The sequence below is a fragment of the Cyclobacterium xiamenense genome, assembly GCF_009467825.1.
GTDB lineage: Bacteria > Bacteroidota > Bacteroidia > Cytophagales > Cyclobacteriaceae > Cyclobacterium > Cyclobacterium xiamenense.
Window position 1 is genome coordinate 115347 of record NZ_WIOK01000008.1, and the last position, 24816, is coordinate 140162.

Sequence of the window (24816 nt, forward strand, 5' to 3'; positions counted from 1 at the left end):
TACATTTAATGTATTAATATATAAATCAATTCCAACAAATACTAAATTTTAAAAAGATGAGTAAAGCAAAATGGATCATCGATCCCACCCATTCGGAAGTAGCGTTCAAGGTAAAGCACCTTGTTATTTCTACCGTTACCGGTTATTTTCGTGAATTCAAAGGAGAAGCAGAGAGCGATTCGGATGATTTCTCCAATACTAGCATTGCCTTTTCGGCAGCCGTAGACAGCATTGATACCAACCAAAAGGACCGGGACGCCCATTTGAAGTCAGCCGACTTTTTTGACGCCGCAAACCATCCGGAGCTCACTTTCAGCAAGGGAAAGCTGGAAAAAAAGGAGGGGGAATGGGTCGTCAACGGTGACCTGACCATTCGGGGTACCACGCATCCCATCTCGCTGAAAGCGGACATTGGAGGCATCGCTCAGGATCCCTACGGGCAGACAAAGGCCGGCTTTGAGCTAGAAGGCAAACTCTCCAGAAAAGCCTTCGGACTGACCTGGTCGGCGGTTACGGAAGCGGGCAGCGTCGTCGTTGGAGACGAAGTTAAAATCTTTGCCAGCATTCAGCTGGTCAAACAATAATCCAATCCGGACTCCCGGTATTCGGGAGTCCGGAATAAAACCCATAAGTCATGATTCAGCCGATATCTGGCATCCACCACATCACCGCAATCGCCTCGGACCCGCAGCGGAATGTAGATTTTTACACCCGCGTGCTGGGATTGAGGTTGGTGAAGAAGACCATCAATTTTGATTCGCCGGATGTGTACCATTTTTATTTTGGAGACGAAAGAGGAAGCCCGGGTACGATCCTCACCTTTTTTCCATTCAGTGGAGCGACAAAGGGTAAACGAGGGATGGGCGAATTAACCTTTACGGCACTTTCCATCCCCCAGGAATCCATTTCGTTTTGGCGAAAGCGATTGAAGGGGTTTGGGATTCCGGTCTCGGATACGTTGCAGCGTTTTGGAGAGGAAGTGATACGTTTCACCGATCCGGATGGGATGGGGATCGAGCTGCTGGCAGTGACGCAGGATGCGCGAACCGGCTGGGCGGGCGCGAGCGTTCCTGAGGAGCATGCCATTCGCGGAATCGCTGGAGCAACGCTAAACCTCCGCGATCCAGAGCCCACTGCTGCGTTATTGACGCAGGTGTTGAATTACCGGTTTGAGCAAGCGCTGCCCGGAAAACGTTTCCGCTATGGAATTGAGGGAAAGCCTGGCGAGGCAATCGACCTGGTGGTGCAGGACCCTCCGGATCAGTTCATACAGAGCGCCGGTTCTGTCCATCACATCGCCTTTCGGACGGCTACCATGGACCAGCAAGTGGAAATACAGCGCCATTTGCAGAATCAGGGGGTGCCCGTCACCGAAGTGAAAGACCGAAGTTATTTTAAGTCCATTTATTTCCGCGAGCCGGGCGGCCTGCTATTCGAGGTAGCGACCGACTCCCCCGGTTTTGCAACAGACGAACCTTTGGAATCCCTGGGAACACGGCTGATGTTGCCGGACTGGGTGGCCCCACAGCGCGAGCAGATTGAAAGCAAATTGAAGCCCATTCGGGTAAACTATCAAGAACCATGGACCAACTGATACAGACCGGCACTGACCGCAGCCGTGCAAGGGGTATCGCCATTGTTTTGCATGGAAGGGGCGGAACCGCTTCCGGTATGAAACCGCTCTTGGCAGCCTTGGATCTCCCGGAATTTGCCTTTCTGATTCCCCAGGCTCCGGGCAATACCTGGTATCCGTATGGGTTCATGGTAGACGAGTCGGATAACGAACCGTTTTTGCAGCAATCCCTGGAAGGGATCCATGCCCTGGTCGCTTCCGTGCAGGCTGAGGGCCAGCCTTCCTCCAGCATTTACTTTATCGGTTTTTCTCAGGGGGCTTGTCTTGCATTGGAGTACGTGGCACGGTATCCCCGGTTTTATGGTGGTGTTTGCGCATTCACGGGAGGCTTGATTGGCAAATACCTTCCGGAGGAAAAATACCAGGGGGATCTGGCCGGTACGACTATTTTTATCGGTGCGAGTGAACGGGATATTCACGTGCCCATGAACCGTATTCGGTTGTCTGGTGAACGCCTATCCCAGATGGGGGCCGTGGTGAAGGTTCTCGGATTCGATGACGCCTTGCATACCATTCGTGAGGAGGAGATAGTCGCTGGGAAAGAATTTGTTTTTCGGGAGCATACGTGAGCGGTATGGCCCGGGTTTTGACGGAACATTCCTGCACCCCTACTCGTACAAAGGGAGGTGATCGTTACTTAAAAACTGCAGCCTGTATGAAAACTTTCCTTTTGTTTTTTGCGCTTGCCCTGGTTGGCCCTTTATTTCAGGCGATTTCCCAGGAGTTGCCCCAGATCTCCGTCGAGGGGCAGAGTGAGATTCAGGTAATGCCGGATCAGGCCCTACTGACCGTCATGTTACGTGCAACCGCCATGGAAACCGCTAAGGCGACCGCTGAATTAAATAAAAAGGCAGAAGAAGTGACAGCTGCACTGGAAAATTCCGGGTTGAGGGGCTACGAATTGACCGCCGAAAACTACTACGTAAACGTGAATCGGGTCTACGTTAAGGGGAGTTCCAGGGATAGTGGCTACGTAGCCAGTCAAACCCTAAAAATTCTTGTTCGGGATACGGGCGAAAAGTTACTTTCGATCGTTCAGGTATTGCATGGATCCACCGATCTGGAGTTTCAGATCGCCTATCAGCTATCCGCTGAAAAAAAGAAACGTTACGGTGAGGAACTGGTAAAACTGGCCATTGCGGATGCGCGCGTGAAAGGAGAGGCGATCGCCACAGCGCTTGACATCAATGAGATCGTTGTGCATCGGGTCAGCTATCAGGGTGGTCAATCTTTTGATCCGGTAGTCTACCGGGCCAAGGGGATGCGGATGGAGGCCGCGGATGCAGCCGTGCCTCCTACGCTACAACCGGGGGAACAAACCCTGTCTGAACGGGTGCATATCATTTATACCTTTGCGCAAAAAGCTCCCCGATAGGCCGGAGCGATGTCAGTAAATTGGCAGTTGAGACGGTATTGTCGGTGCATCGCTCTCCGGGTAACCCATTAGCAAAAAAAAGGAATATATTTTCTCCATAAGTACGCAGGCCTGCGTACCTTTCGACCAGGTTATAACATTTGGTACAGGACGCGGTTTTACCAGTATGAATGCGCATATACTAATGAATTTTCTTCGGGAATTGTCGGCGAACAATTCCAAAGAGTGGATGGATGCCAACCGGAAGCGCTTTCTTCGGGCGAAACAGGTATTGGAAGCCGATGCAGCGGTGATTTTGGCTGGGTTAAGTGCCAATCAGCCTGAATTTGCCAGCTTACGCCCCAAGGACTGCCTCTTTCGTCAAAATCGGGACATTCGTTTTTCCCCCAATAAGCTGCCGTACAAAACCAATATGTCGGCCTATTTTGCTATAGGTGGGAAGAAATCTGAAGGGCCGGGGTATTACCTGCATTTGGAGCCCGGTAAAAGTTTTCTAGCAGGAGGTATTTGGATGCCTGAACCCGATATCCTGAAAAAGATACGGCAGGAAATTGACTATTCCGGGCAGGATTTTGAAGCCATTGTAAAAGAACCCACGTTTTTCGGATATTTTGGCGACATGCAGGGAGAACAATTGAAGACCTCCCCGAAAGACTACCCAAAAGAGCATCCCTACATTCACTACCTGCGGTATAAAAGTTTTATTGTATCCAAGCCGCTGGATGATGAAGCGATTGATTCCGGCCGGCACGTCTCTCTGGCGCTGGAAGCTTTTGCATGCATGCGCCCATTTATGGATTTTTTAGATCGCGCGGTAGCAACTTCCGACGACGAGGGCTATTTGATTTAAAGCAGGTGTTTTTCGATGGCCCTGGCTACGCCATCTGCGGTGTTACTGGCGGTAATCTCCCGAGCTACCGCTTTTACTTCCCGGACTGCATTTTCCACGGCTATTCCCAGACCTACAGAAGATAGCAGCTCGATATCGTTGTAGTTGTCGCCAAAGGCGATGACCTCTTCCATTTTAATGTCCAGCTTTGACAGTACTTCCCGCAGCCCGGTGGCCTTCGAAATGGGTTTGGGGGCAATTTCGAGATAGGTATCCTTGGAACGGTACAGGTGCAGCACCGAGGATAAGCGTTCGTCCAGTTCCTCGTACAGTGCCTGTATTTCCTTGGCCGGACCCATGCACATCACTTTATGTGCGCCGGATCGGTTCTGTTTCCAGTGTGACAAGACGGCGCTGTTTTCAAGCAAGGTAGCTTTGACTTTGGTGGCATGCTCTTCTTTTGCTGTCCAGGCGTCCATTTTGGGCGCGTACCAGGAATTTTCCGAATACAGACTCAGGTGGATGTTGGTGGATTCGCTGAGCTGGGCGATTTGCTGGCAAACCTCCACCGGTATCCAAACCGAACGAATGGGCAGTGGTTGGGAGGAGGAGTAGGCCGGGAGTACGAAACCACCGTTGTAACAAATGAGGGGATTGTTTTCCCGGCGCAGGTCTTTCAGCAAATGAATCATGGCAGAAGGCATCCTGGAAGAAGCCAAAATGACCGGAAATTCAGGAGGCAAGCTGGCAAAAGCTTTGCGGGTTCTCGGGGAGAGTTCCCGGTTTCGATCCAGCAAGGTGCCGTCGATGTCTGTACAAATCGCTTTTATGGGCATTAAAAAGGGTTTTTTGAAAAAGCGAAGATAGGCAATCAAATAGCTTTACTAAAGGCAGTAGCAGATTTTTTGTCCAAACTCATGTAGGGGTCAAATGCCATGCAAATGTTTCGGACAAACGGTTTTCCTTCGTCCAGAATATGCATTCCCTGTTGATCAAACGCGATCAGCCCATCCGTTTCAAAATCCAGGAGTTTTTCAAGCAGCCCATCCGGGAGTTCATCCATATTGGTCCACGAAGCGCAGCGATTGCAAATAAGCTGCAGGATGATGGCCTTGACTTTTAGGTTTTCTTCCGTTTGGACGTGCCCCTTGATAAGCGGCAATTCGCCCATAAGGATGTTTTTTTTGTATGCTTCGACGGATTTTTCGTTTTGGCCGTACGCATGGTAAATATCGCTGATTGCGCTGCATCCCAGGCCCAGCAGAATTCTCGACGGGGAGGTAGTGTACCCCATGAAGTTGCGGTGGAGGGTTTTGTCCTTTTTTGCCTGCAACAGCGGGTCTCCGGGCAGCGCAAAATGATCCATACCAATTTCTTCGTAGCCCATTTCCTCCAGCCAGGTTTTTCCCTGCTCGTAAAGGGCCCGCTTTTCATCTTCTTTTGGTAGGAAAGCTTCAAACGATTTTTGGGCAGGAAAAGCCGAAGGCAGATGTGCGTAACTGTAAAAGGCAATTCGCTCCGGCAGTAATTCCTGTACCTTTGCGAAGGTATCTTTCAGTGTGTCCAGCGTTTGGTGGGGCAGCCCGTAGATCAGGTCAAAATTGACCGAGGTGTACCCCAGTCGCCGGCTACTCTCCGTTACCTGCTTTACTTTTTCGAAAGGTTGTATCCGGTGAATCGTTTGCTGCACCTGTGGATCGAAATCCTGTATGCCAAAACTGACCCGTGTAAACCCATGGCGTGCCAGGGTTTCCAAATGTGCTTCCGTTGTATTGTTTGGGTGCCCCTCAAAGCTGAAGGAAGGATTTTCTACGAGGGTGGAGGTACTTCCTAGATGCTTCAAAAGAATGTTCAGGGTTTCCGGAGCAAAGAAAGTAGGCGTGCCACCGCCTAGGTGGATGCCAGCTAATTTGGGTTTTTGATCCAGCCAATCCAGGTACATGTTCCACTCTTTCATAAGGGAAGAAATGTACGGCAGTTCCACCTTGTGGTTTTGTGTAATTCGCTTGTTGCAGCCGCAGTAGGTACATAAGCTTTCGCAAAAAGGTAGGTGTATGTACAAGGTCATGCCTTCTTTCTCCCCAAACTCCGAATACGCTTGTTGAAAGAGCGTCTTCCAGCGCATCGGATCTAGGAAATTATTCCAATGCGGAACTGCAGGATACGAAGTATACCTGGGGGCCGGTACGTTGTATTTTTGAATCAGGGACATCTTCTCCATAATCGTCGTATGCTGCTTGTTTGAGCAAACAAAGTACGGGAAGCCAGGGATCAAAAAACATGACCGACACGGTTCAAAAACCTGATACTAATCAGGTTTTTGAAAGGAGCCGTTACCGTTTAACTGCCGGATTAATGCTGATTGAGGTAATAACTAACGGGCACATAGGGTAAGTCGAAGGTTTCGGCCACTGCCTGGTACACCACATCTCCTTTGATAATGTTGAGTCCGGACCTGAGCTCCGGATAGTGCAAACAGGCGTCTTGCCAGCCGTTTTTTGCCAGGGCCAGCGCGTAGGGAAGTGTAGCGTTGGTCAGAGCCAGGGTGGAGGTATAGGGAACGGCTCCCGGCATGTTTGCTACGCAGTAATGCAGTACACCATCGATGGTATAGGTAGGGTTTTCGTGAGTGGTAGGCTCACAGGTTTCGATACAGCCTCCCTGGTCAACTGCCACGTCTACCATCACGGTCCCGGGAAGCATTTCCTGAAGCATGTCCCGTGTGATAAGGTGTGGTGCCTTGGCTCCGGGAATCAAAACCGCACCGATAATTAAGTCAGTCGATCCGATCAGTTTGCGGATATTGTATTCGTTGGACATCATGGTTTTGACATTTTTTGGCATGACATCTGAGAGGTAGCGCATGCGGGGTAGGGATACATCCATAATGATCACATCTGCCCCCAGTCCCGCTGCCATCCAGGCTGCCTGAGTTCCTACCACGCCTCCACCCAAAATAAGGACCTTTGCAGGTAGGGTTCCCGGCACGCCACCAAGCAAGATACCCCTTCCTCCTAAGGGTTTTTCCAGGTAATTGGCGCCTTTTTGTGCGGCCATCCGTCCGGCTACTTCCGACATGGGTACCAAAAGTGGCAGGCTTCTATCGGGTTTCTCCACCGTCTCGTAAGCCAGGCATACCGCCTTGCTGCGAATCATGGCACGGGTAAGTGGTTCGTTGGAAGCAAAGTGAAAATAGGTAAAAAGGAGTTGGTTTTCCCTGATGAGTGCGTATTCCGGCCCGATGGGTTCTTTAACTTTCAGGATCATATCGCCCGCTTCGTAGGTGGATTCGATGGTAGGTAAGATTTTCGCTCCGCTTAGCTGGTACGCCTCATCGCTAAATCCACTGCCCTCTCCGGCAGTCTGCTGTACAAAAACTTCGTGTCCTTCTTTGACAAACTCCTTGGCTCCTGCAGGGGTAAGGGCTACCCGGTTTTCGTTGTTTTTGATTTCTTTGGGGACGGCAATGCGCATAATCTAAGATGTTAGGTTAAAGTCTGAGACAAATATAAACAGCCTGTTTGCCTAAGTGTAGCGTCTGGGGAAAAAATTGCCCGGAAATTTTCAATGGGCCGAAATCATCCGGCTTTTCTCTGGCTTTAGCCGCGACCTGGTCGGAATCGGCAAGGAAATTAAATTTGCGTCGATTCCCATGAAATACCCCTGCTTTTCACAAACCATTCGGAATAAAATTTGCTAATAATACTTATTAGGTTTGTTTAACAAAATAATATTTTTTTTAATCGATTTTATATCGGCTTATAAATTGGGATAACTCTAAAATTTGTGTATTTTTGAGATTGTTGGCAAACCCAATTATTGAAAACAGTTTAAGTGATGAATATGGAATCCCTATCCACGTTGACTGAAGAAAAAACGGCATTTTTGGACAAGCAGCGCATTTTGGCGGACTATAAACTGGTGATGATCAGTAGGCATGCCTCATTGACGGTGCGAAAGGAGGTGTTTATGGGAAAGGCCAAGTTTGGCATTTACGGGGACGGGAAAGAACTGGCCCAGGTGGCCATGGCGAGGTATTTTGAGCCGGGAGATTTCAGATCCGGCTATTACCGCGACCAAACCATGATGTTTGCCATGGGAGAGTTGGGTCTGCAGGAGTATTTTGCCCAGTTATACGCGCACACGGATGTTGATGCCGAACCTGCGAGCGCCGGTAGGCTGATGAATGGGCATTTTGCTACCCGGTCGTTAAATCCGGATGGTACCTGGAAAAATCTAATGGAAATTAAAAACTCCACGGCCGATATTTCGCCCACAGCTGCTCAAATGCCCAAACTTTTGGGCTTGGCTTACGCGTCCAAATTGTACCGGGAGAACCCAAAACTCCACGGTATGAAAACCTTTTCAAACAAAGGGAGGGAGGTAGCCTGGGGTACCATCGGTAATGCTTCTACTGCAGAAGGAATGTTTTTTGAGACCTTTAATGCAGGTGGGGTGCTACAGGTCCCCATGGTCATATCCGTTTGGGACGATGACTACGGTATCTCGGTAACCAACGAGTATCAGGTTACCAAGGCAAGTATTTCCAAAGCATTGGAGGGCTTTCGGCGCAATCAGAACGAAAAAGGCTACGAAATACTGGTAGTAAAGGGCTGGGATTACGAAGAATTGGTGCGGGTATACGGCAAGGCAGCAAAATTAGCCAGGGAAGCACACGTACCCGTATTGGTGCACGTGGTCGAAATGACCCAGCCTCAGGGCCATTCCACTTCCGGCTCCCACGAGCGGTACAAAAACAAAGAGCGGCTGGCCTGGGAAGCGGCTTTTGATTGCGTGGTAAAATTCAGAGAATATATTTTAACCAATCAGATCGCAAGCAAAAAAGAACTGGATCGCATTGACGAGTCAGCCAAACAGTTGGTTAAAGAAAACAAGGACAAGGCCTGGAAGGCGTTTACCAGTACCATAAAAAAGGAATTGGACGAGGCGGTTGCGCTCATACGTGAGCTGGCCACGCATTGTGCTTGCTCCGAGGAATTGAATCAGTTGGCGCAGGACCTGGTACAAACGCTAAACCCCATCCGCATGGATGTGATCGGGACCGTTCGAAAAGCCTTGCTTTTGGTTCGGAATGAGCCGCAGGAGATCAAAGCCAGCCTTCAGGATTGGTACAAATTACAACAACGGTTAAATAACGAAAGATACTCAAGTCACCAATACAGTGAATCTGCAGAAAATGCCAGGGCGATTGCTCCCCAGCCGGCCGTATATGATCCCGATGCTGCCATGGTGGATGGAAGGGAGATTTTAAAGGCCTGTTTTGACGCCATGCTTAGCCGGGATCCCCGGGTATTTGCCATCGGTGAGGACGTTGGGTTGATCGGAGACGTGAATCAGGCGTTTGCCGGGCTTCAGGCAAAACACGGGGAATTGCGGGTAACAGATACCGGCATCCGGGAAGTAAGCATCATCGGTCAGGGAATAGGTACTGCACTGAGAGGCTTGCGTCCCATTACCGAAATTCAGTATCTCGACTACCTGATTTATGCCTTGATGACCTTGTCGGATGACCTGGCCTGTTTGCATTACCGGACAAAAGGAGGGCAAAAAGCACCCCTCATCATTCGTACCCGTGGCCATAGGCTGGAAGGTGTATGGCATTCCGGTTCGCCCATAGGAATGATAGTGAATAGTCTGCGGGGCATTCTGGTCTGTGTTCCACGCAACATGACCCAGGCTGCAGGAATGTATAATACACTTTTGGAAGCGGATGAGCCCGCCTTGCTGATTGAGGTGTTGAATGGGTACCGTCTGAAAGAAAAAATGCCGGCAAATATCGGGGAATTTAAAGTGGCGTTGGGCGTACCCGAAATTTTGCGGGAGGGAGAGGACGTGACCATCGTTACCTATGGCGCCATGTGCCGGATTGTGATGAGCGCCGCCCAGCAGTTGGAAGAAATTGGCATTTCCGTGGAAGTTATTGACGTACAAACCCTCGTTCCCTTCGATTTGCAGGGGGTCATTTCCCGATCCATTCAAAAAACCAACCGGGTAATCTTTGCTGATGAAGACGTACCGGGTGGGGCTTCGGCTTTCATGATGCAGCAGGTCATCGAAGAACAGAACGCGTATTTTTACCTGGACTCCAAACCCATCACCCTATCGGCCAGGGAACACCGCCCGGCCTATTCTTCCGACGGCGATTATTTTTCCAAACCGAGTGTAGACGATGTGGTGGATAACGTATACCAACTCATGCACGAAGCGAACCCCAACCGATTTCCTCCCATTTACTAGGGAAAAAGCCGGCAATTGACGAGCGATTTCCGACTACCTTTCAATCTGAGAAAGCGTAAAATCCGGGCTACTCACTACGTTACTTCTGTTCAGTGCGCGGTCTTGAATTTGAATCTCTAAACGGATGGTATCTGTCCGAAAGATACTGTTCCATCCAAGGGAAAGCATGGAATACCGTATTTGACCCTCTATGGAGCGGGGACGCTCTTCTTCAAGCATCCGCGGAAACCGTCCGTCAAAAGTGGTGAAGTAGGGGGGGGCGGACCAGTCAAACTCGGTGTAATTTCCCCCGCGTTTGATGAAAAAATCCACAAAAATATTGTAATGATCCGGGTTTTCGGATACCCACAAGGTATCTGGAATTTCTACGTTATTAATCAAAGGGAAAATCACCCAATCCCGGTTGTTAAAATCCGGGGCATCTTCCGGGCGGTTGCTGTAGGTGATGAAATTTCCACTGGCATCGGTGATGTAGTTTAATTCGTTGAAAGGGGGAAAGATATCCCGCGCATTCAATCCCAAATCACCCTCTGCATCTCGAAATTGAATCGAAAGAATCAGGGAATCCGCTCCAGGCGTCTGCACAAATTCCATAGTATTGAATTCAATCTGAGGGACAGTCGGGAAATCTTCCGGAGGAGAAATGCAGCCCATTCCGGCAGCGAGGATTAAAAGAAGGTAGTAAATGTTATTTTTTAACTTCATGGGTAATCCGTAAGTTTACATGTCCGGCAGCACGATGTAAAAATGATCAAATTTTGGGTTTTACCATAAAATAACGATGAATTATTTTAAAAGTTTTAGCGAAAAAATATTTTCCGGTAAAATTCGGGATTTTGATGCACTGGCGCTAGACCTGTTTCATTTTCAGTCCCGTAACAACCCGGTGTACCGTCGCTACCTTGAAGCCAGAAACCTACACAGCGAGGCCATAACCCGGTTGGAAGACATTCCTTTTTTACCCATTTCATTTTTTAAAACAGAAAAAATTATTTCCGGACCCGAAGAGGCCTTCGCCTACAGCTACAGCAGTAGCGGCACAACGGGCATGCAGACCAGCCGGCACTACATCTGGTCAAAAGAGTTTTACTTGCGGCACAGCCGTCTCTTATTTGAGTCCGTTTACGGTTCGCTGCGGGATTTCCATGTGCTGGCGCTGTTACCCTCCTATCTGGAGCGGGAGGGGAGTTCCCTGGTCGCTATGGCAGCCCATTTTATTCAGGAAAGCGGGTCGCCTCATTCCGGGTTTTACTTGAATGAATACGATTTATTGTACAAGAAACTACTGGCCCTGAAAGAAAGTCCAAAAAAGATCCTTTTGTTGGGCGTGACATTTGCCTTACTAGACCTTGCAGAGCAGTTCACATGTAGCGGATTTGAGCGGCTGCTTGTGATGGAAACCGGTGGCATGAAGGGTAGGAGAAAGGAAATGATTCGGGAAGAGGTACACGATGTGCTGACCCGGGCTTTTGGTGTTGACCGGATACATTCGGAGTATGGAATGACCGAATTACTCTCGCAGGCCTATTCTACCGGAGAGGGTACGTTTAGGGAGCCCTGGACCATGCGGATTGTTATTCGGGATACCTACGATCCCTTTGCCTGTGTTGTGGGAAAGTCCGGGGCGATTAATATCATTGACCTGGCAAATTTTCATTCCTGCGCATTCCTGGAAACAGAGGATTTGGGAAAAAAAAACGCAGACGGGAGCTTCACGGTGTTGGGACGAATGGATAACAGCGAGGTGCGGGGCTGTAATTTATTGATCAATTAATTTTGTATTTCAGGACTTATTACACATATTTGGCCATAAATTGGTTGAAGATGAAAACAGCGTTGATTATTTTATTAGCAGGAGTGGTTTTGGTGATGTCTTCCTGCGCTTCCAGCAAGCCTTGTCCAGCCTATGCTTGGACATCCGATGTGGAAGTAAACGGCTGATTAGACGGCTTAGTAGTTCGCATACTTTTTTATGTCTTCGGCGGATATGTTTTTTCCGCCCAGAATTACCAGCCTTTCAATCACGTTTCGCAGCTCACGGATGTTCCCCGTCCAGGGAAATTCCTGTAGTTTATTCAGTGCAGCGGTATCAATCACCTTTTTGCTGGTGCCGTATTCTCCTGCAATCTCTGTCAAAAACTTGTCTACCAAAAGGGGGATGTCTTCGGCCCGCTCTTTAAGGGGAGGTACTTGTATGAGGATGACACTTATCCGGTGATACAGGTCCTCTCTGAATTTATTTTCAGCAATTTCTTTCTTTAGGTCCTTGTTGGTGGCTGCCAACACCCGTACGTCTACCTTTATTTCCTTATCGCCGCCTACCCGGCTGACTTTGTGTTCCTGCAAGGCGCGCAAGACCTTTGCCTGGGCGGAAAGGCTCATGTCTCCGATTTCGTCCAAAAACAAGGTGCCTCCGTGTGCCTGTTCAAACTTCCCCTGCCGTTGTTTCATCGCGGAAGTGAAGGCTCCTTTTTCGTGGCCAAAAAGCTCACTTTCGATGAGTTCTGAGGGTATTGCCGCACAGTTGACCGCAATGAAGGGAGCGGACGAGCGGTTGCTTTTTTGGTGAATCCAGTGAGCTACCAGTTCTTTTCCGGTACCGTTTGGCCCGGTGATTAATACCCGGGCATCCGTAGGGGCGACCTTTTCGATGGTTTCTTTTACGATAGTGATCGCCTGCGATTCTCCTACCATATCCAGTTTTTTCGAAAGCTTTTTCTTCAGGACCGTCGTTTCCTGAACCAGGTGCTTTTTATCCAGCGCATTCCTGACCGTAAGTAATAGTCGGTTAAGGTCCGGTGGTTTTGGGATGAAGTCAAATGCCCCTTTTTTGGTGGCCTCCACTGCCGTCTCGATGGTGCCATGGGCAGATATCATGATGAACTGGGGCTGTTTTTGCATCTCGGCTGCCTTCGTCAACACCTCGATTCCATCCATTTTCGGCATTTTGATATCGCACAGAACCAGGTCAAACTCCTCGTTTTGGATCATTTCCAGCCCTTTTGCCCCATCCTGGGCTTCAAAGATCTCGTATTTTTCGTATTCCAGAATTTCTTTTAGCGTGGACCGGATAACTTTTTCGTCATCAATAATCAAAATCTTGGGCATATACCGTTGTTTTTTTTATCCGTAAAAATGTGCAGGCCTGTAAGCCGGGTTCTGTACTTTTTTCAAAGTGTTTGTCATTTATCTAGCCTTTTCTTCACAGAAAAGATCAAACGACCTACCCACTCCGGTTTCCCGTTGACCGGGATTGGACGAGCAGCCCTTGGACCGGAGCCTATTTGGTCTTTCAACCCATAAGGTTTGCCATGCGGTGACGGTCACCCCTCACCCGGTGGGCTCTTACTCCACCATTTCACCCTTATCCAAGTACCGATTTCCGGCTCGAGGACGGTATATTTTCTGTGGCACTGTCTGTTGCCTGCCTATTCCTAAGCAGGCACCTTCCCGTTAGGAAGTATGGCGCTCTGCGTTGCCCGGACTTTCCTCTTCTCCCCGACAAAGCAGGGAGCAGCGACAAACCGGCCTGCACCCTGCAAAAATAAACGAAATAAAGACATTTATCCCAACAGACGCTTCTTTTCTTGACAGTGGCGAGCCTTGGGTCGCCCATACCTACACAAGCCACCGATTACCCACAGTACTCCCAAGCCGGCAAGAAAGTGGGGTAGACTTGCCCCTAACCGAGCAAATTTGGGGCACTTGAGATGCAGTGCCGGCACCATCCTGGTACCAATACCGAGCCTGGGAGTGCTTACCCCACCAAAAAAACGATAGCAGTAAAGGGCACCGGGGTGCCGGGTATAGGTGGCTGCAAGCGAATCTTTTTCGGGTTGATAAAAAAATCTTCAAACATTTTACGCTGCTTGCTGTTTATCTTTTTGTAAGGCTTTTACGAGCTTTTCTTCATAGTGCTGGGTTATGCCGCCTCCATTGGGGGCGGCATTTTTGTTCAATTCCGGCTTGATGCTTCGGTATGCTGCGTTTCGTTTTTTTCCCTTCCCGAAATCGGTATCTTTGTAAAAAAAATCTAGCCATGATCATAGTTGGAAACGCCGTCATCAGTGACGATATCAAAGATCATCTCTTTGTGTGTGACCTGGAGGCATGCAAAGGTGCCTGTTGTGTGGAAGGCGATGCCGGAGCTCCGCTAACGGACGAAGAGACGGAGACTTTGGAAAGAGAAATGCCAGCCATAGCTCCTTTTCTGACCGAGGAAGGAAGGAAAGCGATTGAAGAAAAGGGTACCTGGGTAATTGATCAGGAAAACGAAAAAGGGACCACCACCGTGGGAAAGAACGGTGCTTGTGCCTTTGCCATTCGCGATAAAAAGGGCGTATTGAAGTGCGGGATTGAGCAGGCATGGAGCGAGGGTAAGTCCAATTTCAGAAAGCCAATTAGTTGCCACCTGTATCCCATTCGAATCACCAAATACGATGCCTACGATGCCCTGAACTACGACCGATGGCATATTTGCGATCCGGCATGTAGCCTGGGAAAATCCCTGGGTGTTCCTCTGTACCAGTTTTTGAAAGATGCGCTGCTGCGTAAATACGGAGAAGCCTGGTATGCAGAACTTCTGGAAAAAATAGCTGCCACTGAAAAATAATTTCGTTAGGGATTCTTCTCCATAAGACGTTGCCTGCTGCCGTTTTCATTGACTTTTTTGCAGTTGCTCGCACCATAAAAGCGACTGTTGATTTTTTGTCGAAAATCCCGCTTATCCTGCTGACTATCAGCTTTTACATTTTTTTCACAACTCCTTTGTTGCTATCAAATTATTCTATTTATTACTTAAAGTAATTATATTTTACAATATATGTTTTAGTATATGTAAAACGAATATTACTTATTATCAAAAAATAAAATACTTTTTAGATAAAGTAAACGACAAATTACACGGAGTAAAAGTGATGCGGGATGGTTACAGGTACCGATACGGGTTTGCTGCTCAAAAAAGGCTTGCGATTGGACTGCGGACGCCTGCCAAATGCGAGGTATTTTAATATGGTGACCCGTATCCCACATAGCGTTGTTTGGTTCTGTTTGAGCTTGTTTTGGCTTTCAGGAATCAGCGAAGCGGGAGCCGCCCCGATTATCCGGGATGTCTTCCAGTTTTCCGAATGTGAAAAAATGGCGTCTATCCGGGTACGCAACGGAGTGGCTCCCTACACCTATGTATGGAGTTACGGAGGCAACGTGATCCAGACCGATGTGGATTTAGGGGAAAGCGAGATGAGTACCATTGAGCAGGCCCAGGGAGGGGACTATACCCTGAACGTAACCGACAGTGATGGAAACACCTACACAGAAGTCATTAATTTTTCCGGAAGCACGAATTTTATACTAAACATTCTCTACGAAGAAAACCAAGAGTGCGAGGGCGAAACCTTTGGCCAGGTATATGGAACCATCGAAAATGGGATCGCGCCATTTACCGTCAATTTCTTTGACGAAAATCAGGTAATCGTATTGACCACGGTCTTGAACGGACGAAACCTGGACCTAAACGGCGTTCCGGCCGGAGAGTACCTGGTGGAAGTGATTGACGCCTCGGGTTGCAAGGAATTGACCAACGTGACCATAGAGGAAGTAGATCCCTTGCAGATAGCACCGGCGGCGGGGACCGGCACAACGCCCGAAACCTGCGTTGCTAACGGAGGTATTCGCTTTGATGTTTCGGACTATGCAGGAGACGTTACTTTTCGGATCCGCCGAGCCAATGGAAGTTACGAAACTGCCTGGCTTACTGCCAATTCTGGTGAAATTCGGTACGATCAGCTAGTTGCGGGCGACTACGTACTTGAAATCAGGGATGATTTCCGCTTGGAAGACTGCCCGGAAGAGCTGGTTTTCACCATTGCAAACGAGCAACTTCTGGATGTTACCCTCGGCGCTTCTTCCGTCGGTTGTTTTGGTGCTTCCGATGGGGTCATCCATTTGGAAGCCGAACGCTTATTTATGGGGTTTGCCTTTCCACCCAACCAGCTTACTGTCGATATACTGGACGCGGCAAACCAGCCGGTTCGTACCAACGAAGTAGTTTCGATCGGGGCACTTACCGGAGCGGCTGATTTTTCCGGATTTTCTGCGGGAGATTATACCGCTATCGTACGGCACGGAGGCACGGATTATCCGGAATGTACGCTTACCTACGGGGTGACCATCGATGCGCCTGTGGCTCCTTTGACGGCTACTGTCAGCAGCACACCGGAAATCTGTTTTGGTGAACAAAACGGAACTGCCACCGTTAGTCGTTCCGGTGGTTGGGGCGGCTACAGTTATTCGTGGAGCGACGGACAAACGGGCCGGACAGCTACCGGCCTTGCCCCGGGGACTTACTCGGTCCGCGTTTCGGACAGCAGGGGTTGCTTTGTGGATCTGCCGGTGACCGTAGATGGCCCTTCGGAAGTGATAAGCGGAACCATCGCACTCGTTTCTGGACTGACTTGTGTGGGAGCCAACGATGGCTCCGCCAGGCTTTCTGACGTGCAGGGAGGGTGGGGAAACTACAGCATTGAATGGAGTAACGGAGAGACCGGTCCCGAAGCCACGGAGCTTCCGGCAGGCACAAATTCGGTAATGGTTCGCGACGAAGAGGGTTGTGAGCAGATTTTTTACGTGGATGTTCCGGTGCCCGATGCGCCGGATGTCAGCTATTCGCTCACGGAACCGACCTGTTTTGGGGCAGCGGATGGAAGTATACGGGTGCAGATCCATGAGTCCTCCATTACCTTTCAGGTTACGGTGGATGGCATCACCCAAACGGGCAATGATCTGATGTTTAATGGACTTACTGCGGATCAGTACGAAGTTCGGATCAGCTATTCGGGAGCCTGCTCGATTACCGATTTTGTCACCATCGGACAGCCGGACGCGCTGCTGATCGATGAGGATGATTTGCTGATCAGCCCGGTAAGTTGTGCGGGGTTCGGTGACGGATCCATTTCCGGGCTTGCCGTAGCTGGAGGAACGGGTCCGTACCTGTACCAATGGCAACAAGAAATCAGCGGGACCTTTGAAAACCTTCCCGGAGAAAATGGACTCTCGTTGGTAAACCTTTCCGGTGGCAGGTACCGATTGCAGGTGAGCGACGCGAATGCCTGCGCTGTCTACCAGGATTACGAGGTAGACGAACCGGCGCCACTTCAAACCGGCACGCCAGTGATTGAAGATGTTCGTTGTTTCGGAAGTAGCGATGGCCGGATTTCCTTCCCTGTAAGTGGCGGGACGGCTCCTTATACTTATGTATTAAATGGGGGAGCGGCTCAATCGACTTCTGGCTCTCAGATTGAAATTACGGGATTGCCAGCGGGCATGAATTATTTTATCAGCCTGACTGATGCCCGGGGCTGCGCGGTTCCAAATATAAATTTCGATATTGCTTCGCCTCCATTGATTCAAGTTTCGAACGTATCGGTACTCGCCGAAACCTGCTTTGGTCAGGGGAATGGATCCATATCGCTGGACGTCGCAGGCGGATCCGGGAGTTTTTCCTTCGAGTGGCGGCGTACCTCCAATCCATCCACTGTCATTGCCACTACCGAAGACCTGGCCAATCAGGGGCCGGGTGAGTACCAATTGAACATTACGGATCTTGCAAATCCGTCTTGCATCCTTTCAGAAATCTATACCATTCCGCCTACTCCGGCGCTACAGCTGGCCCTGGATGGGGATCCGGTGGATGTAGCCTGCTATGGGGAAAGCACCGGATCCATCGCCCTGGAGGCGCAAGGCGGTACGGGAGCCTATACCTTTTCCTGGTCGGGCCCCAATGGCTACACCTCGGATCAGCAAAACCCCGACGATCTCGCAGCAGGCTTGTACCGGGTTCGCGTCACGGATGAAAACGGCTGCTGGGAGGAGTTGGCAGATATTTTGATACGCGAACCCGCTTCCGCCTTGACGGTAAATCTTTTGACCCAAGTCGCACCATCCTGTCACGATTCCGAGGATGGGCGCATTGAAATTCAGGTAGGGGGCGGAATGCCTGGATACCTGATATCCTGGGAAAAGGAAATTTCTCCCGGGGTATTCGTTGCACATCCAGGTTCATCGCTGACCTTATCCGGTATTGGTTCGGGCACCTATCGGGCCCTGGTAAGGGATGCAAATTCCTGTGTAAGTACCCTGGAGGTTGACCTCCAGGCGCCTCCGCCTTTGAATGTGCAGTTGATCGAAAGAACGGATGTTTCCTGTTTTGGAAGAAACGATGGGCGGATTACCTTGGAAGTAACCGGCGGAACGGGCGTATATTTCTTTGATTGGGACCATGGGTTTATCAACCAAAACCCGACCAATCTCGGTGAGGGCACCTACGGTGTGACGGTGAGAGATGCGAATGGATGCAGCTTCCGGCTAGAAAATATATCCATTACACAGCCCGATGAGTTGGCGATCGATCTGGTCCGGGTGGACGAGCCCAGTTGCGGATTGGCGGACGGTGGCATTGAGGTGGCATTCAGCGGGGGCAACCCGCTTACCTCGACCAGCCGCTGGGTGGAATTGGCCACCGAAACCGTGGTGGCAGAAAATGTCAACCAGGTAGATGGATTGTCTCCGGGGTATTATCGGGTGGAGTATGGTACCGGTGCGGGTTGTATGGTCACCCGTACGGTTCTGGTGCCAGGACCTTCCAGCCCGCTGCAGTTGGTGACCAATTCCCAGAACGCTGCCTGTCCGGGTGAGAACGGGATTTTATTTCTTTCTGCTACGGGAGGGGTACCCGGATACAGTTATTTTGTACGAAACGGGGGGATTTGGGAAGTGGCGTCAAGTGCAATTCTAGCGGGATTACCGGCAGGTGACTACGAGGTGCGCGTTACCGATGCCTCGGGTTGTGAGGATGTGGAAACCATCACCATCGATGAGCCCAATCCGCCGGTAATTGATGCGGAAATCACTCGCCATGTTTCCTGTTTTGGAGCGGACGATGGGGCCATTTCGTTTGCAATTTCCGGCGGTTCCGGCGGTTATTCCCTGCAATGGTACCGAAAGACAGCCCTGGGAGGAAAAAGTCCCGTTGCTACAGCCGACTTGAATAACCTGATCGCCGGCACCTATTTTATGGAATTGGTGTATGCTGGAGGGTGTACCGTCACCTCTCCGGACTATGAAATCACCAGCCCACAACCGATTGCCCATACCGTAGACTTGGAACAACCCGAGTGTGCGGAAGACCTGGGTATTTTTTCGATTACCTTTTCTGGAGGAAATCCGGGAAAAGAATTGACGCTTTCTGCGAACAATGGCTATTCCCAATCGTATGGGGATGAGGTTTCCGGTACCTATACCTTTGATGACCTTTCTCCCGGCACCTATACCTGGAGGTTGACCGATCCTTCCTGCCCGGTTATTGAGGGAGATTTTACGATTAACCCGGTTATTCAACCGTCGTTTTCGACCAGCTTCCAGGATATTTCCTGCTTTGGCGCGGGCGACGGCCTACTGGAAATTGAGAATCCAGAGGTTCAGGCGGGAAGAACCTTCTCGGTTTGGGTGAATGGAGTCAATCAAGGAAACCAGACCGCTTTTTTCAACTTGCTACCGGGTGGGTATCAGGTTTGGATTCAGGATAGCCGTGGCTGTCAATCCGGAGTTCAACTTATCGAGATTGCGCAGCCCGACCGACCGTTGGCCTTTGACCAGGTCGATATCTCTCCAGTGGCCTGTCATGGGGAGGCTTCCGGTTCCCTGCGTTTCGCCTTTTCGGGTGGAAGACCGGATTACCGGGCCGTATTGGTACCCGAAGCAGGTGCAACCCAGGCATTGTCCGGCCTGGCAGCAGCGACTCCCTATGAATTCACCGGTTTGTCTGCCGGCGATTATACCCTGGAGGTATGGGATCAGAACGATAATTGTGTCGTTTCCGGAACGTATACCGTGGAGGAACCCGATGCATTGACTGCGGACCTGGAAGCCGGCCAGGTGCTTTGCGAAGGGGGAACTACTTCTCTGGAGCTTACGGTAACCGGAGGGTCCCTGCCACATGAGATTACCTGGGAAGCTTTCAATTCGACCGGGAATAGCTGGGAAACGCTTCCTGCTACTGGCTACAGCCTTACCGGAATACCGGCCGGAACCTATCGGTATACGGTGACAGATGCCCTTTCCTGTTTGGAGCTTAGCGAAACCGTTGACATTGCGGATGCGGCACCAGTCAGTCTATCATTCGACGCAGGAGATATTGGATGTTATGGAGCGACCACAGTCGTAACGCTTTCCGCCAGTGCCCCCGGTAAAGACAGTTTTACGTATTTTGTTAATGGGGCGCAGATTTTTGGCGATACGTTTACGGCCCAGTCAGGCACCTACGCCGTCTATGCGCGGGATAACATCAACGGATGCCTTTCCGAGGAGCAGTTTATTACAGTGGATCAACCGGTGGCACCGCTTTCGGTGGTGGACTATTCCTGGCAGGACTTGAGCTGTTTCGAAGCGGCGGACGGCAGCATGACGCTTACGCTAGCTGGAGGGACCGCCCCTTATTCCATTGAATTTAACGGAGGCACCTACACCGCCGGTGAAAATGAGACACTTCTTTTCGACGGGCTTAACGCGGACACGGCTTACTTGCCGCTGGTTAGGGATGCCAATAGCTGTACCGTGGACTTGCCTCAGCGGACACTGCAGCAGCCTTTACCGCTACAAGCATCGGCGATTGTTCCTAACATATCCTGTTTTGGAGGCCGTACATCGATTGATCTTCAGATTACCGGTGGGTCAAGGCCCTATGCCATTTCCTGGGAATTCGCAACCGATGGAACCGATTTTTCCCCCATACCGTCCTGGGAAAACGAAAACTTACTTTTAGACGTTGGTCCCGGTTATTACCGGTATTCAATCGCCGATGGAAGCTGCTCGGATTTGTGGGACCTGCTGGTAGTGGAGGCTCCTGCGCCAGTTGTCCTGGACGCTACCGTTTTCCCGGTCGCTTGTTTCGGCGGGACTGACGGCAGGGTGGAGCTTTTACCTTCGGGGGGTACCGGCTCCGGTTACCGAATATTTTTCAATGGAGCGGAGATTCAAGGGACAACGGTGGACGGGCTGCGTGCAGGAACCTACACGGCCTTTGTCATGAATGGTAGCTGTCGCTCCGAAGACATTTCCATCGAGGTAACCCAACCGGCAGCGCCCCTCAGCGGATCAGTGGATTACCCCGAAAACCTTTCCTGTGCCGGTGATACAGGAAGCGTCGCCCTGTTGGTAAGTGGTGGAACGGCTCCCTACACGGCTATTTTTGCGGGAGAGACCTATATCCTTTCCAGTCCGGGAGAACAATTGTTTCCTGGAGTGGGTGCGGGAAGCTATTCGATACAAGTTAGCGATGCAGCAGGCTGTATCTGGGGAACCAGCATTCTGATGGAAGAGCCTGATGCATTGGAAATAGTCCTTGAAAACCGGGCCAACGTGAGTTGTTTCGATGGAGAAGACGGATCCCTTACGGTTTTGGCTTCCGGGGGAACAGGAAACGTTCAGTACCTGTGGACAGATGCCGCCGGTCAGGAAATCGGTACGAGCCGGCACCTTGCCAACCTGAGGGCCGGCGTGTACGAGGTTGAAATCCGGGATGAAAACGGCTGCATGTTGGTGGAGGAATACGAGATTGAAGAACCGGATCCGGTAGGCTTTACCTATCAAGTACAAGATGTCTCTTGTTCCGGCTCGCAAAATGGACAAATCAGTGCCGAAGGATTTGGCGGCAGTGCTGGCTATCATTTGGTGATCAATGGCATTCAATTGCCGGGAATGCTGGCCACCGGTCTTTTTGCCGGTACCTATCAGGTCATGGTCATGGACCAATTTGGTTGTGCCTCCCCTGTTCAGGAAGTTATCGTTGAAGAACCGCTTCCCCTTCAGTTGGACATCGATGCGGTGGACGTAAGCTGTTATGCGGCAAACGACGGTTCCGTGGAGGTGCGTATGCAAGGGGGAACGGCTCCCTACAGGTTTCGCTGGTCGGACGGCAACAGCCTTGCCACCAGAACGGGCATGGCTCCCGGAAACTACGAAGTGATTGTTACCGATGCAAACGGCTGTACCATCCGGGATCAGGTGCTGATTCAACAGCCGGAAGCCCTGTTGGTGGCGGCATCCATTGTTCCAGTGAGTTGTCATGCCGGAAATGACGGTGAGATCCGGTTGGATATCAGCGGTGGGTCTGGGGCGTTTGACGTGATTTGGGAGGAAGTAGGCTCGGGAATTCAACGGGGAGCAGGTACGGTAGTCACCGGCCTGGAAGCGGGCAGGTACCGCGCGCGGATACAGGACGAAAATGGCTGTAGCATACAACGGGAGTACGAGGTGTTGGAGCCCAGTACTCCGTTGACGGTAGTGCCGTTGGTTACGGACATTCGCTGTTTTGGCGAGGAAACGGGCAGTATCAGTCTGGTGGTTTCGGGAGGAACGGCACCCTATGCGTTCCGCTGGTCCTCCGGAGAAAATATGAGTATGGTTTCCAACAAACCGGGAGGCACCTATCAGGTACAGGTTTCGGACGCCCGGGGCTGTATTTGGGTTGAGGATATCCTTATCGACGAACCGGACCCCGTGTCCGTTCAGGCTTCGGTTTCCGATGTTTCCTGCTACATGGGAGTTGATGGTGCGATTGATTTGGCAATCACTGGAGGAAGTGGGGAGCCCAGGGTGCAGTGGAGCAATGGGATGACCGGCGCATCCATTGCCGGGCTGCGGGCGGGTACCTACACCGCTTTCATTCTCGATGGACAATCCTGTTTTGATAGCTATACGTTTCTGGTAAACGAGCCGGAGGAAGCCTTGCGGGTAGAGGGCATCGGATCTTTCGAAGTGTGTGGGTTGGATGATGCGATGAGCCTGGAGCTTCAGGTTTCGGGAGGTACCGCACCCTACAGTTATTCCTGGTCTCACGGAGCTACAGAAAAAGACATTTTCGACCTACAGCCCGGAACCTATGAGGTGACGGTAAGCGATGCGAAAGGCTGTTCGGTGGTAGAAAGCTTTGAGGTTCCGTCTCCCACTTTACCCATGGACCTGTCCGTCACGGGTAAATTGGGTATCTGCACAAATGACGAGCGGGGAGAAGCCGCAGTTACAGTCAGCGGGGGAATGGCTCCCTACAGCTTTTTGTGGTCCAATGGTGCGACCACTTCTGCGGTGGAAAACCTGGGTCCAGGTAGCTATTTTGTGGACGTGACGGACGCCCGGGGCTGTACGGTCCGGGAAGGTGTGGAAATTATTCGTTCCCGTAATCTGCAGGTTGGACTGGAAGACCTTCAAAGCATCTCCTGTTTTGGAGCAAATGACGGATCCATCCGCATCCGTATCCCGGAAAACAGTGGTCCCTACCAGATAAGCTGGAGCAATGGTATTTCGGATCAATTGGCGCTATCCGGCTTGGGACCCGGGATTTACACGGCTTCCATTACCGATGAGGCGGGCTGTGTTACCTCCGTGGCCTATCAGATCAGGCAACCGGAAATTCTTGCCGTATACGAAACCATTCAGGATGTGACCTGCTTTGGAAACGAAAATGGAAGCCTCTTGTTGGAGGTGCGGGGCGGAACCGCTCCCTATTCGTACCAGTGGTCGAATGGGGCTAGCAGCAAAGACCTTCGTAATTTGGGTCCAGGTACGTATTCTGTACTGGTTACGGACCGGATGGGCTGCTCCACGGGAGCGACCTATACCGTAGCCGAACCCGAACCACTGGAAGTGGCCGTCAGTCAGACGGATACACTTGCCTGTCACGGGGATAGCAATGGGTTTATCAATTTAGCGATCACCGGAGGAGTTCAGCCGTATCAAATCACCTGGGCCGATGCTCCGGAACTGGGTACACAGAATAGAAATGGTCTGGAAGCAGGGACCTATACTGTTTTGGTGAGCGATGCCAATAATTGTTCGCAGGTAACGCAGGTGGAAATAGCCGAACCCCCAGCACTCGAAGTGCAATTGTTTACCCGAATTGATGTGGACTGTGAGCAGGAATTGCTTACGGGAGAAGCCTGGATAGAGATTCGGGGAGGAAGCGGAGAGGTTTTTGATATTGCCTGGAATACCGGTGATCGCGGCGTTTTGGAAACCCAATTTTTCGAAGATGGGGTAATAGGCGTACGGGTTACCGACGAAAACGGCTGTTCGGTAGAAGTATCCGAGGTAGTGACCATGCCGCTTGCTTTTTCCGAGGCCTCGTTTTTATACACGGTACTTTCTACCGGAGTGGAGGGGGAAATATTGGTCAATGACCCGGTTCAATTCAGGGATCAGACTCTGGGAAATGTCTTTACCTGGGAATGGGATTTTGGAGACGGTACGAGAAGCAACGAGCAACATCCGATTCATGCCTACAGCCGTCCCGGTACCTATACCATCCGGCTGACCACATTTGATGTGCTGGGCTGCGTATCGGAGACCGAGCGTACCGTGGAGGTGGTTTCCTCCTATCGTATTTTGATTCCCAACGCGTTCACTCCCAATGGGGATGGATTGAACGATCGTTTTCTACCCAAATTACGGGGAATAGATGATTTTGAAATGCATGTTTTCAATAAATGGGGGGAACTGGTCTACTCTTCCTTTAGTCAGGAAGATGGGGGATGGGATGGAACACTGAACGGCAAATTGAGTCCCAATGGCAACTACGTGTACAAGATAACCTTTACTGCGGTGGATGGAGAGACCGGCTCGCGAACGGGTGTTTTTACATTGATATACTAGCGGAGGGAACGGGAGACAGGA

General features: G+C 50.7%; 14 protein-coding genes and 1 other RNA gene. 9 read left to right on the forward strand and 6 right to left on the reverse strand.

The window, feature by feature from the left end:
• Nucleotides 1–56: 56 nt before the first annotated feature.
• From GCU44_RS08075 to GCU44_RS08095, 5 genes are all read left to right on the forward strand, one after another.
• The gene (locus tag GCU44_RS08075; protein WP_092174174.1) at nucleotides 57–584 is read left to right on the forward strand and encodes a YceI family protein; all 528 of its coding nucleotides are present in this window, start codon (nucleotides 57–59) and stop codon (nucleotides 582–584) included.
• Between the two features lie 50 nt (nucleotides 585–634).
• The gene (locus GCU44_RS08080) at nucleotides 635–1594 is read left to right on the forward strand and encodes a ring-cleaving dioxygenase (RefSeq protein ID WP_154855816.1); all 960 of its coding nucleotides are present in this window, start codon (nucleotides 635–637) and stop codon (nucleotides 1592–1594) included.
• Entirely contained in the window at nucleotides 1582–2202 is a 621-nt protein-coding gene (locus tag GCU44_RS08085; protein ID WP_154855818.1) for an alpha/beta hydrolase, read from the forward strand. Before GCU44_RS08080 ends, GCU44_RS08085 begins: the two co-directional genes overlap by 13 nt.
• Nucleotides 2203–2288: 86 nt before the next feature.
• Complete coding sequence (locus GCU44_RS08090; RefSeq protein WP_161993914.1) at nucleotides 2289–3008, forward strand: SIMPL domain-containing protein; 720 nt, start codon at nucleotides 2289–2291, stop codon at nucleotides 3006–3008.
• A gap of 166 nt (nucleotides 3009–3174) precedes the next feature.
• Nucleotides 3175–3858, forward strand: coding sequence for a DUF2461 domain-containing protein (locus GCU44_RS08095; RefSeq protein WP_154855822.1), 684 nt, complete (start codon nucleotides 3175–3177; stop codon nucleotides 3856–3858).
• Here the strand turns inward: GCU44_RS08095 and GCU44_RS08100 are convergent.
• From GCU44_RS08100 to ald, 3 genes are all read right to left on the reverse strand, one after another.
• Nucleotides 3855–4673 carry a Cof-type HAD-IIB family hydrolase gene (locus tag GCU44_RS08100; protein WP_092174883.1) on the reverse strand — a complete coding sequence of 273 codons (819 nt, stop codon included), beginning with the start codon at nucleotides 4671–4673 and terminating at the stop codon, nucleotides 3855–3857. The two genes, GCU44_RS08095 and GCU44_RS08100, sit on opposite strands and share 4 nt — an antisense overlap.
• A 35-nt stretch (nucleotides 4674–4708) precedes the next feature.
• A complete protein-coding gene (gene hemN, locus GCU44_RS08105; RefSeq protein ID WP_154855824.1) occupies nucleotides 4709–6058 on the reverse strand; it encodes an oxygen-independent coproporphyrinogen III oxidase in 1350 nt (449 codons plus the stop codon).
• A gap of 131 nt (nucleotides 6059–6189) precedes the next feature.
• Nucleotides 6190–7311 carry an alanine dehydrogenase gene (gene ald / locus GCU44_RS08110; RefSeq protein WP_092174192.1) on the reverse strand — a complete coding sequence of 374 codons (1122 nt, stop codon included), beginning with the start codon at nucleotides 7309–7311 and terminating at the stop codon, nucleotides 6190–6192.
• Nucleotides 7312–7680: 369 nt separating this feature from the next.
• Here ald and GCU44_RS08115 point away from each other — a divergent pair, with 369 nt between their 5' ends.
• Nucleotides 7681–10095 carry an alpha-ketoacid dehydrogenase subunit alpha/beta gene (locus GCU44_RS08115; RefSeq protein WP_154855888.1) on the forward strand — a complete coding sequence of 805 codons (2415 nt, stop codon included), beginning with the start codon at nucleotides 7681–7683 and terminating at the stop codon, nucleotides 10093–10095.
• Nucleotides 10096–10128: 33 nt separating this feature from the next.
• Here the strand turns inward: GCU44_RS08115 and GCU44_RS08120 are convergent, their stop codons facing one another.
• A complete protein-coding gene (locus tag GCU44_RS08120; protein ID WP_092174196.1) occupies nucleotides 10129–10800 on the reverse strand; it encodes a hypothetical protein in 672 nt (223 codons plus the stop codon).
• A 76-nt stretch (nucleotides 10801–10876) separates the two neighbouring features.
• Between GCU44_RS08120 and GCU44_RS08125 the strand changes: the two genes are divergently transcribed.
• A complete protein-coding gene (locus tag GCU44_RS08125) occupies nucleotides 10877–11869 on the forward strand; it encodes a LuxE/PaaK family acyltransferase (protein WP_092174199.1) in 993 nt (330 codons plus the stop codon).
• Between the two features lie 176 nt (nucleotides 11870–12045).
• Here the strand turns inward: GCU44_RS08125 and GCU44_RS08130 are convergent, their stop codons facing one another.
• Both GCU44_RS08130 and rnpB read right to left on the reverse strand, forming a co-directional pair.
• Nucleotides 12046–13203 carry a sigma-54-dependent transcriptional regulator gene (locus GCU44_RS08130; RefSeq protein ID WP_154855826.1) on the reverse strand — a complete coding sequence of 386 codons (1158 nt, stop codon included), beginning with the start codon at nucleotides 13201–13203 and terminating at the stop codon, nucleotides 12046–12048.
• Nucleotides 13204–13227: 24 nt separating this feature from the next.
• An RNA gene (gene rnpB / locus GCU44_RS08135) (RNase P RNA component class A) lies at nucleotides 13228–13631 on the reverse strand.
• Nucleotides 13632–14134: 503 nt separating this feature from the next.
• Between rnpB and GCU44_RS08140 the strand changes: the two genes are divergently transcribed.
• Together GCU44_RS08140 and GCU44_RS08145 are read left to right on the forward strand one after the other, a co-directional pair.
• Nucleotides 14135–14707 (forward strand): DUF3109 family protein, encoded by a 573-nt coding sequence (locus GCU44_RS08140; RefSeq protein WP_092174888.1) that lies wholly within the window; start codon nucleotides 14135–14137, stop codon nucleotides 14705–14707.
• A 311-nt stretch (nucleotides 14708–15018) separates the two neighbouring features.
• Entirely contained in the window at nucleotides 15019–24795 is a 9777-nt protein-coding gene (locus GCU44_RS08145; RefSeq protein ID WP_154855829.1) for a T9SS type B sorting domain-containing protein, read from the forward strand.
• Nucleotides 24796–24816 lie beyond the last annotated feature (21 nt).

Excerpts from the sequence above, each read along its gene's own strand:
- GCU44_RS08075 (WP_092174174.1), top strand. The coding sequence starts at position 57 with ATGAGTAAAGCAAAATGGATCATCGATCCCACCCATTCGGAAGTAGCG.
- GCU44_RS08080 (WP_154855816.1), top strand. The coding sequence starts at position 635 with ATGATTCAGCCGATATCTGGCATCCACCACATCACCGCAATCGCCTCG.
- GCU44_RS08085 (WP_154855818.1), top strand. The coding sequence starts at position 1,582 with ATGGACCAACTGATACAGACCGGCACTGACCGCAGCCGTGCAAGGGGT.
- GCU44_RS08090 (WP_161993914.1), top strand. The coding sequence starts at position 2,289 with ATGAAAACTTTCCTTTTGTTTTTTGCGCTTGCCCTGGTTGGCCCTTTA.
- GCU44_RS08095 (WP_154855822.1), top strand. The coding sequence starts at position 3,175 with ATGAATGCGCATATACTAATGAATTTTCTTCGGGAATTGTCGGCGAAC.
- GCU44_RS08100 (WP_092174883.1), bottom strand. The coding sequence starts at position 4,673 with ATGCCCATAAAAGCGATTTGTACAGACATCGACGGCACCTTGCTGGAT.
- hemN (WP_154855824.1), bottom strand. The coding sequence starts at position 6,058 with ATGGAGAAGATGTCCCTGATTCAAAAATACAACGTACCGGCCCCCAGG.
- ald (WP_092174192.1), bottom strand. The coding sequence starts at position 7,311 with ATGCGCATTGCCGTCCCCAAAGAAATCAAAAACAACGAAAACCGGGTA.
- GCU44_RS08115 (WP_154855888.1), top strand. The coding sequence starts at position 7,681 with ATGGAATCCCTATCCACGTTGACTGAAGAAAAAACGGCATTTTTGGAC.
- GCU44_RS08120 (WP_092174196.1), bottom strand. The coding sequence starts at position 10,800 with ATGAAGTTAAAAAATAACATTTACTACCTTCTTTTAATCCTCGCTGCC.
- GCU44_RS08125 (WP_092174199.1), top strand. The coding sequence starts at position 10,877 with ATGAATTATTTTAAAAGTTTTAGCGAAAAAATATTTTCCGGTAAAATT.
- GCU44_RS08130 (WP_154855826.1), bottom strand. The coding sequence starts at position 13,203 with ATGCCCAAGATTTTGATTATTGATGACGAAAAAGTTATCCGGTCCACG.
- GCU44_RS08140 (WP_092174888.1), top strand. The coding sequence starts at position 14,135 with ATGATCATAGTTGGAAACGCCGTCATCAGTGACGATATCAAAGATCAT.
- GCU44_RS08145 (WP_154855829.1), top strand. The coding sequence starts at position 15,019 with ATGGTTACAGGTACCGATACGGGTTTGCTGCTCAAAAAAGGCTTGCGA.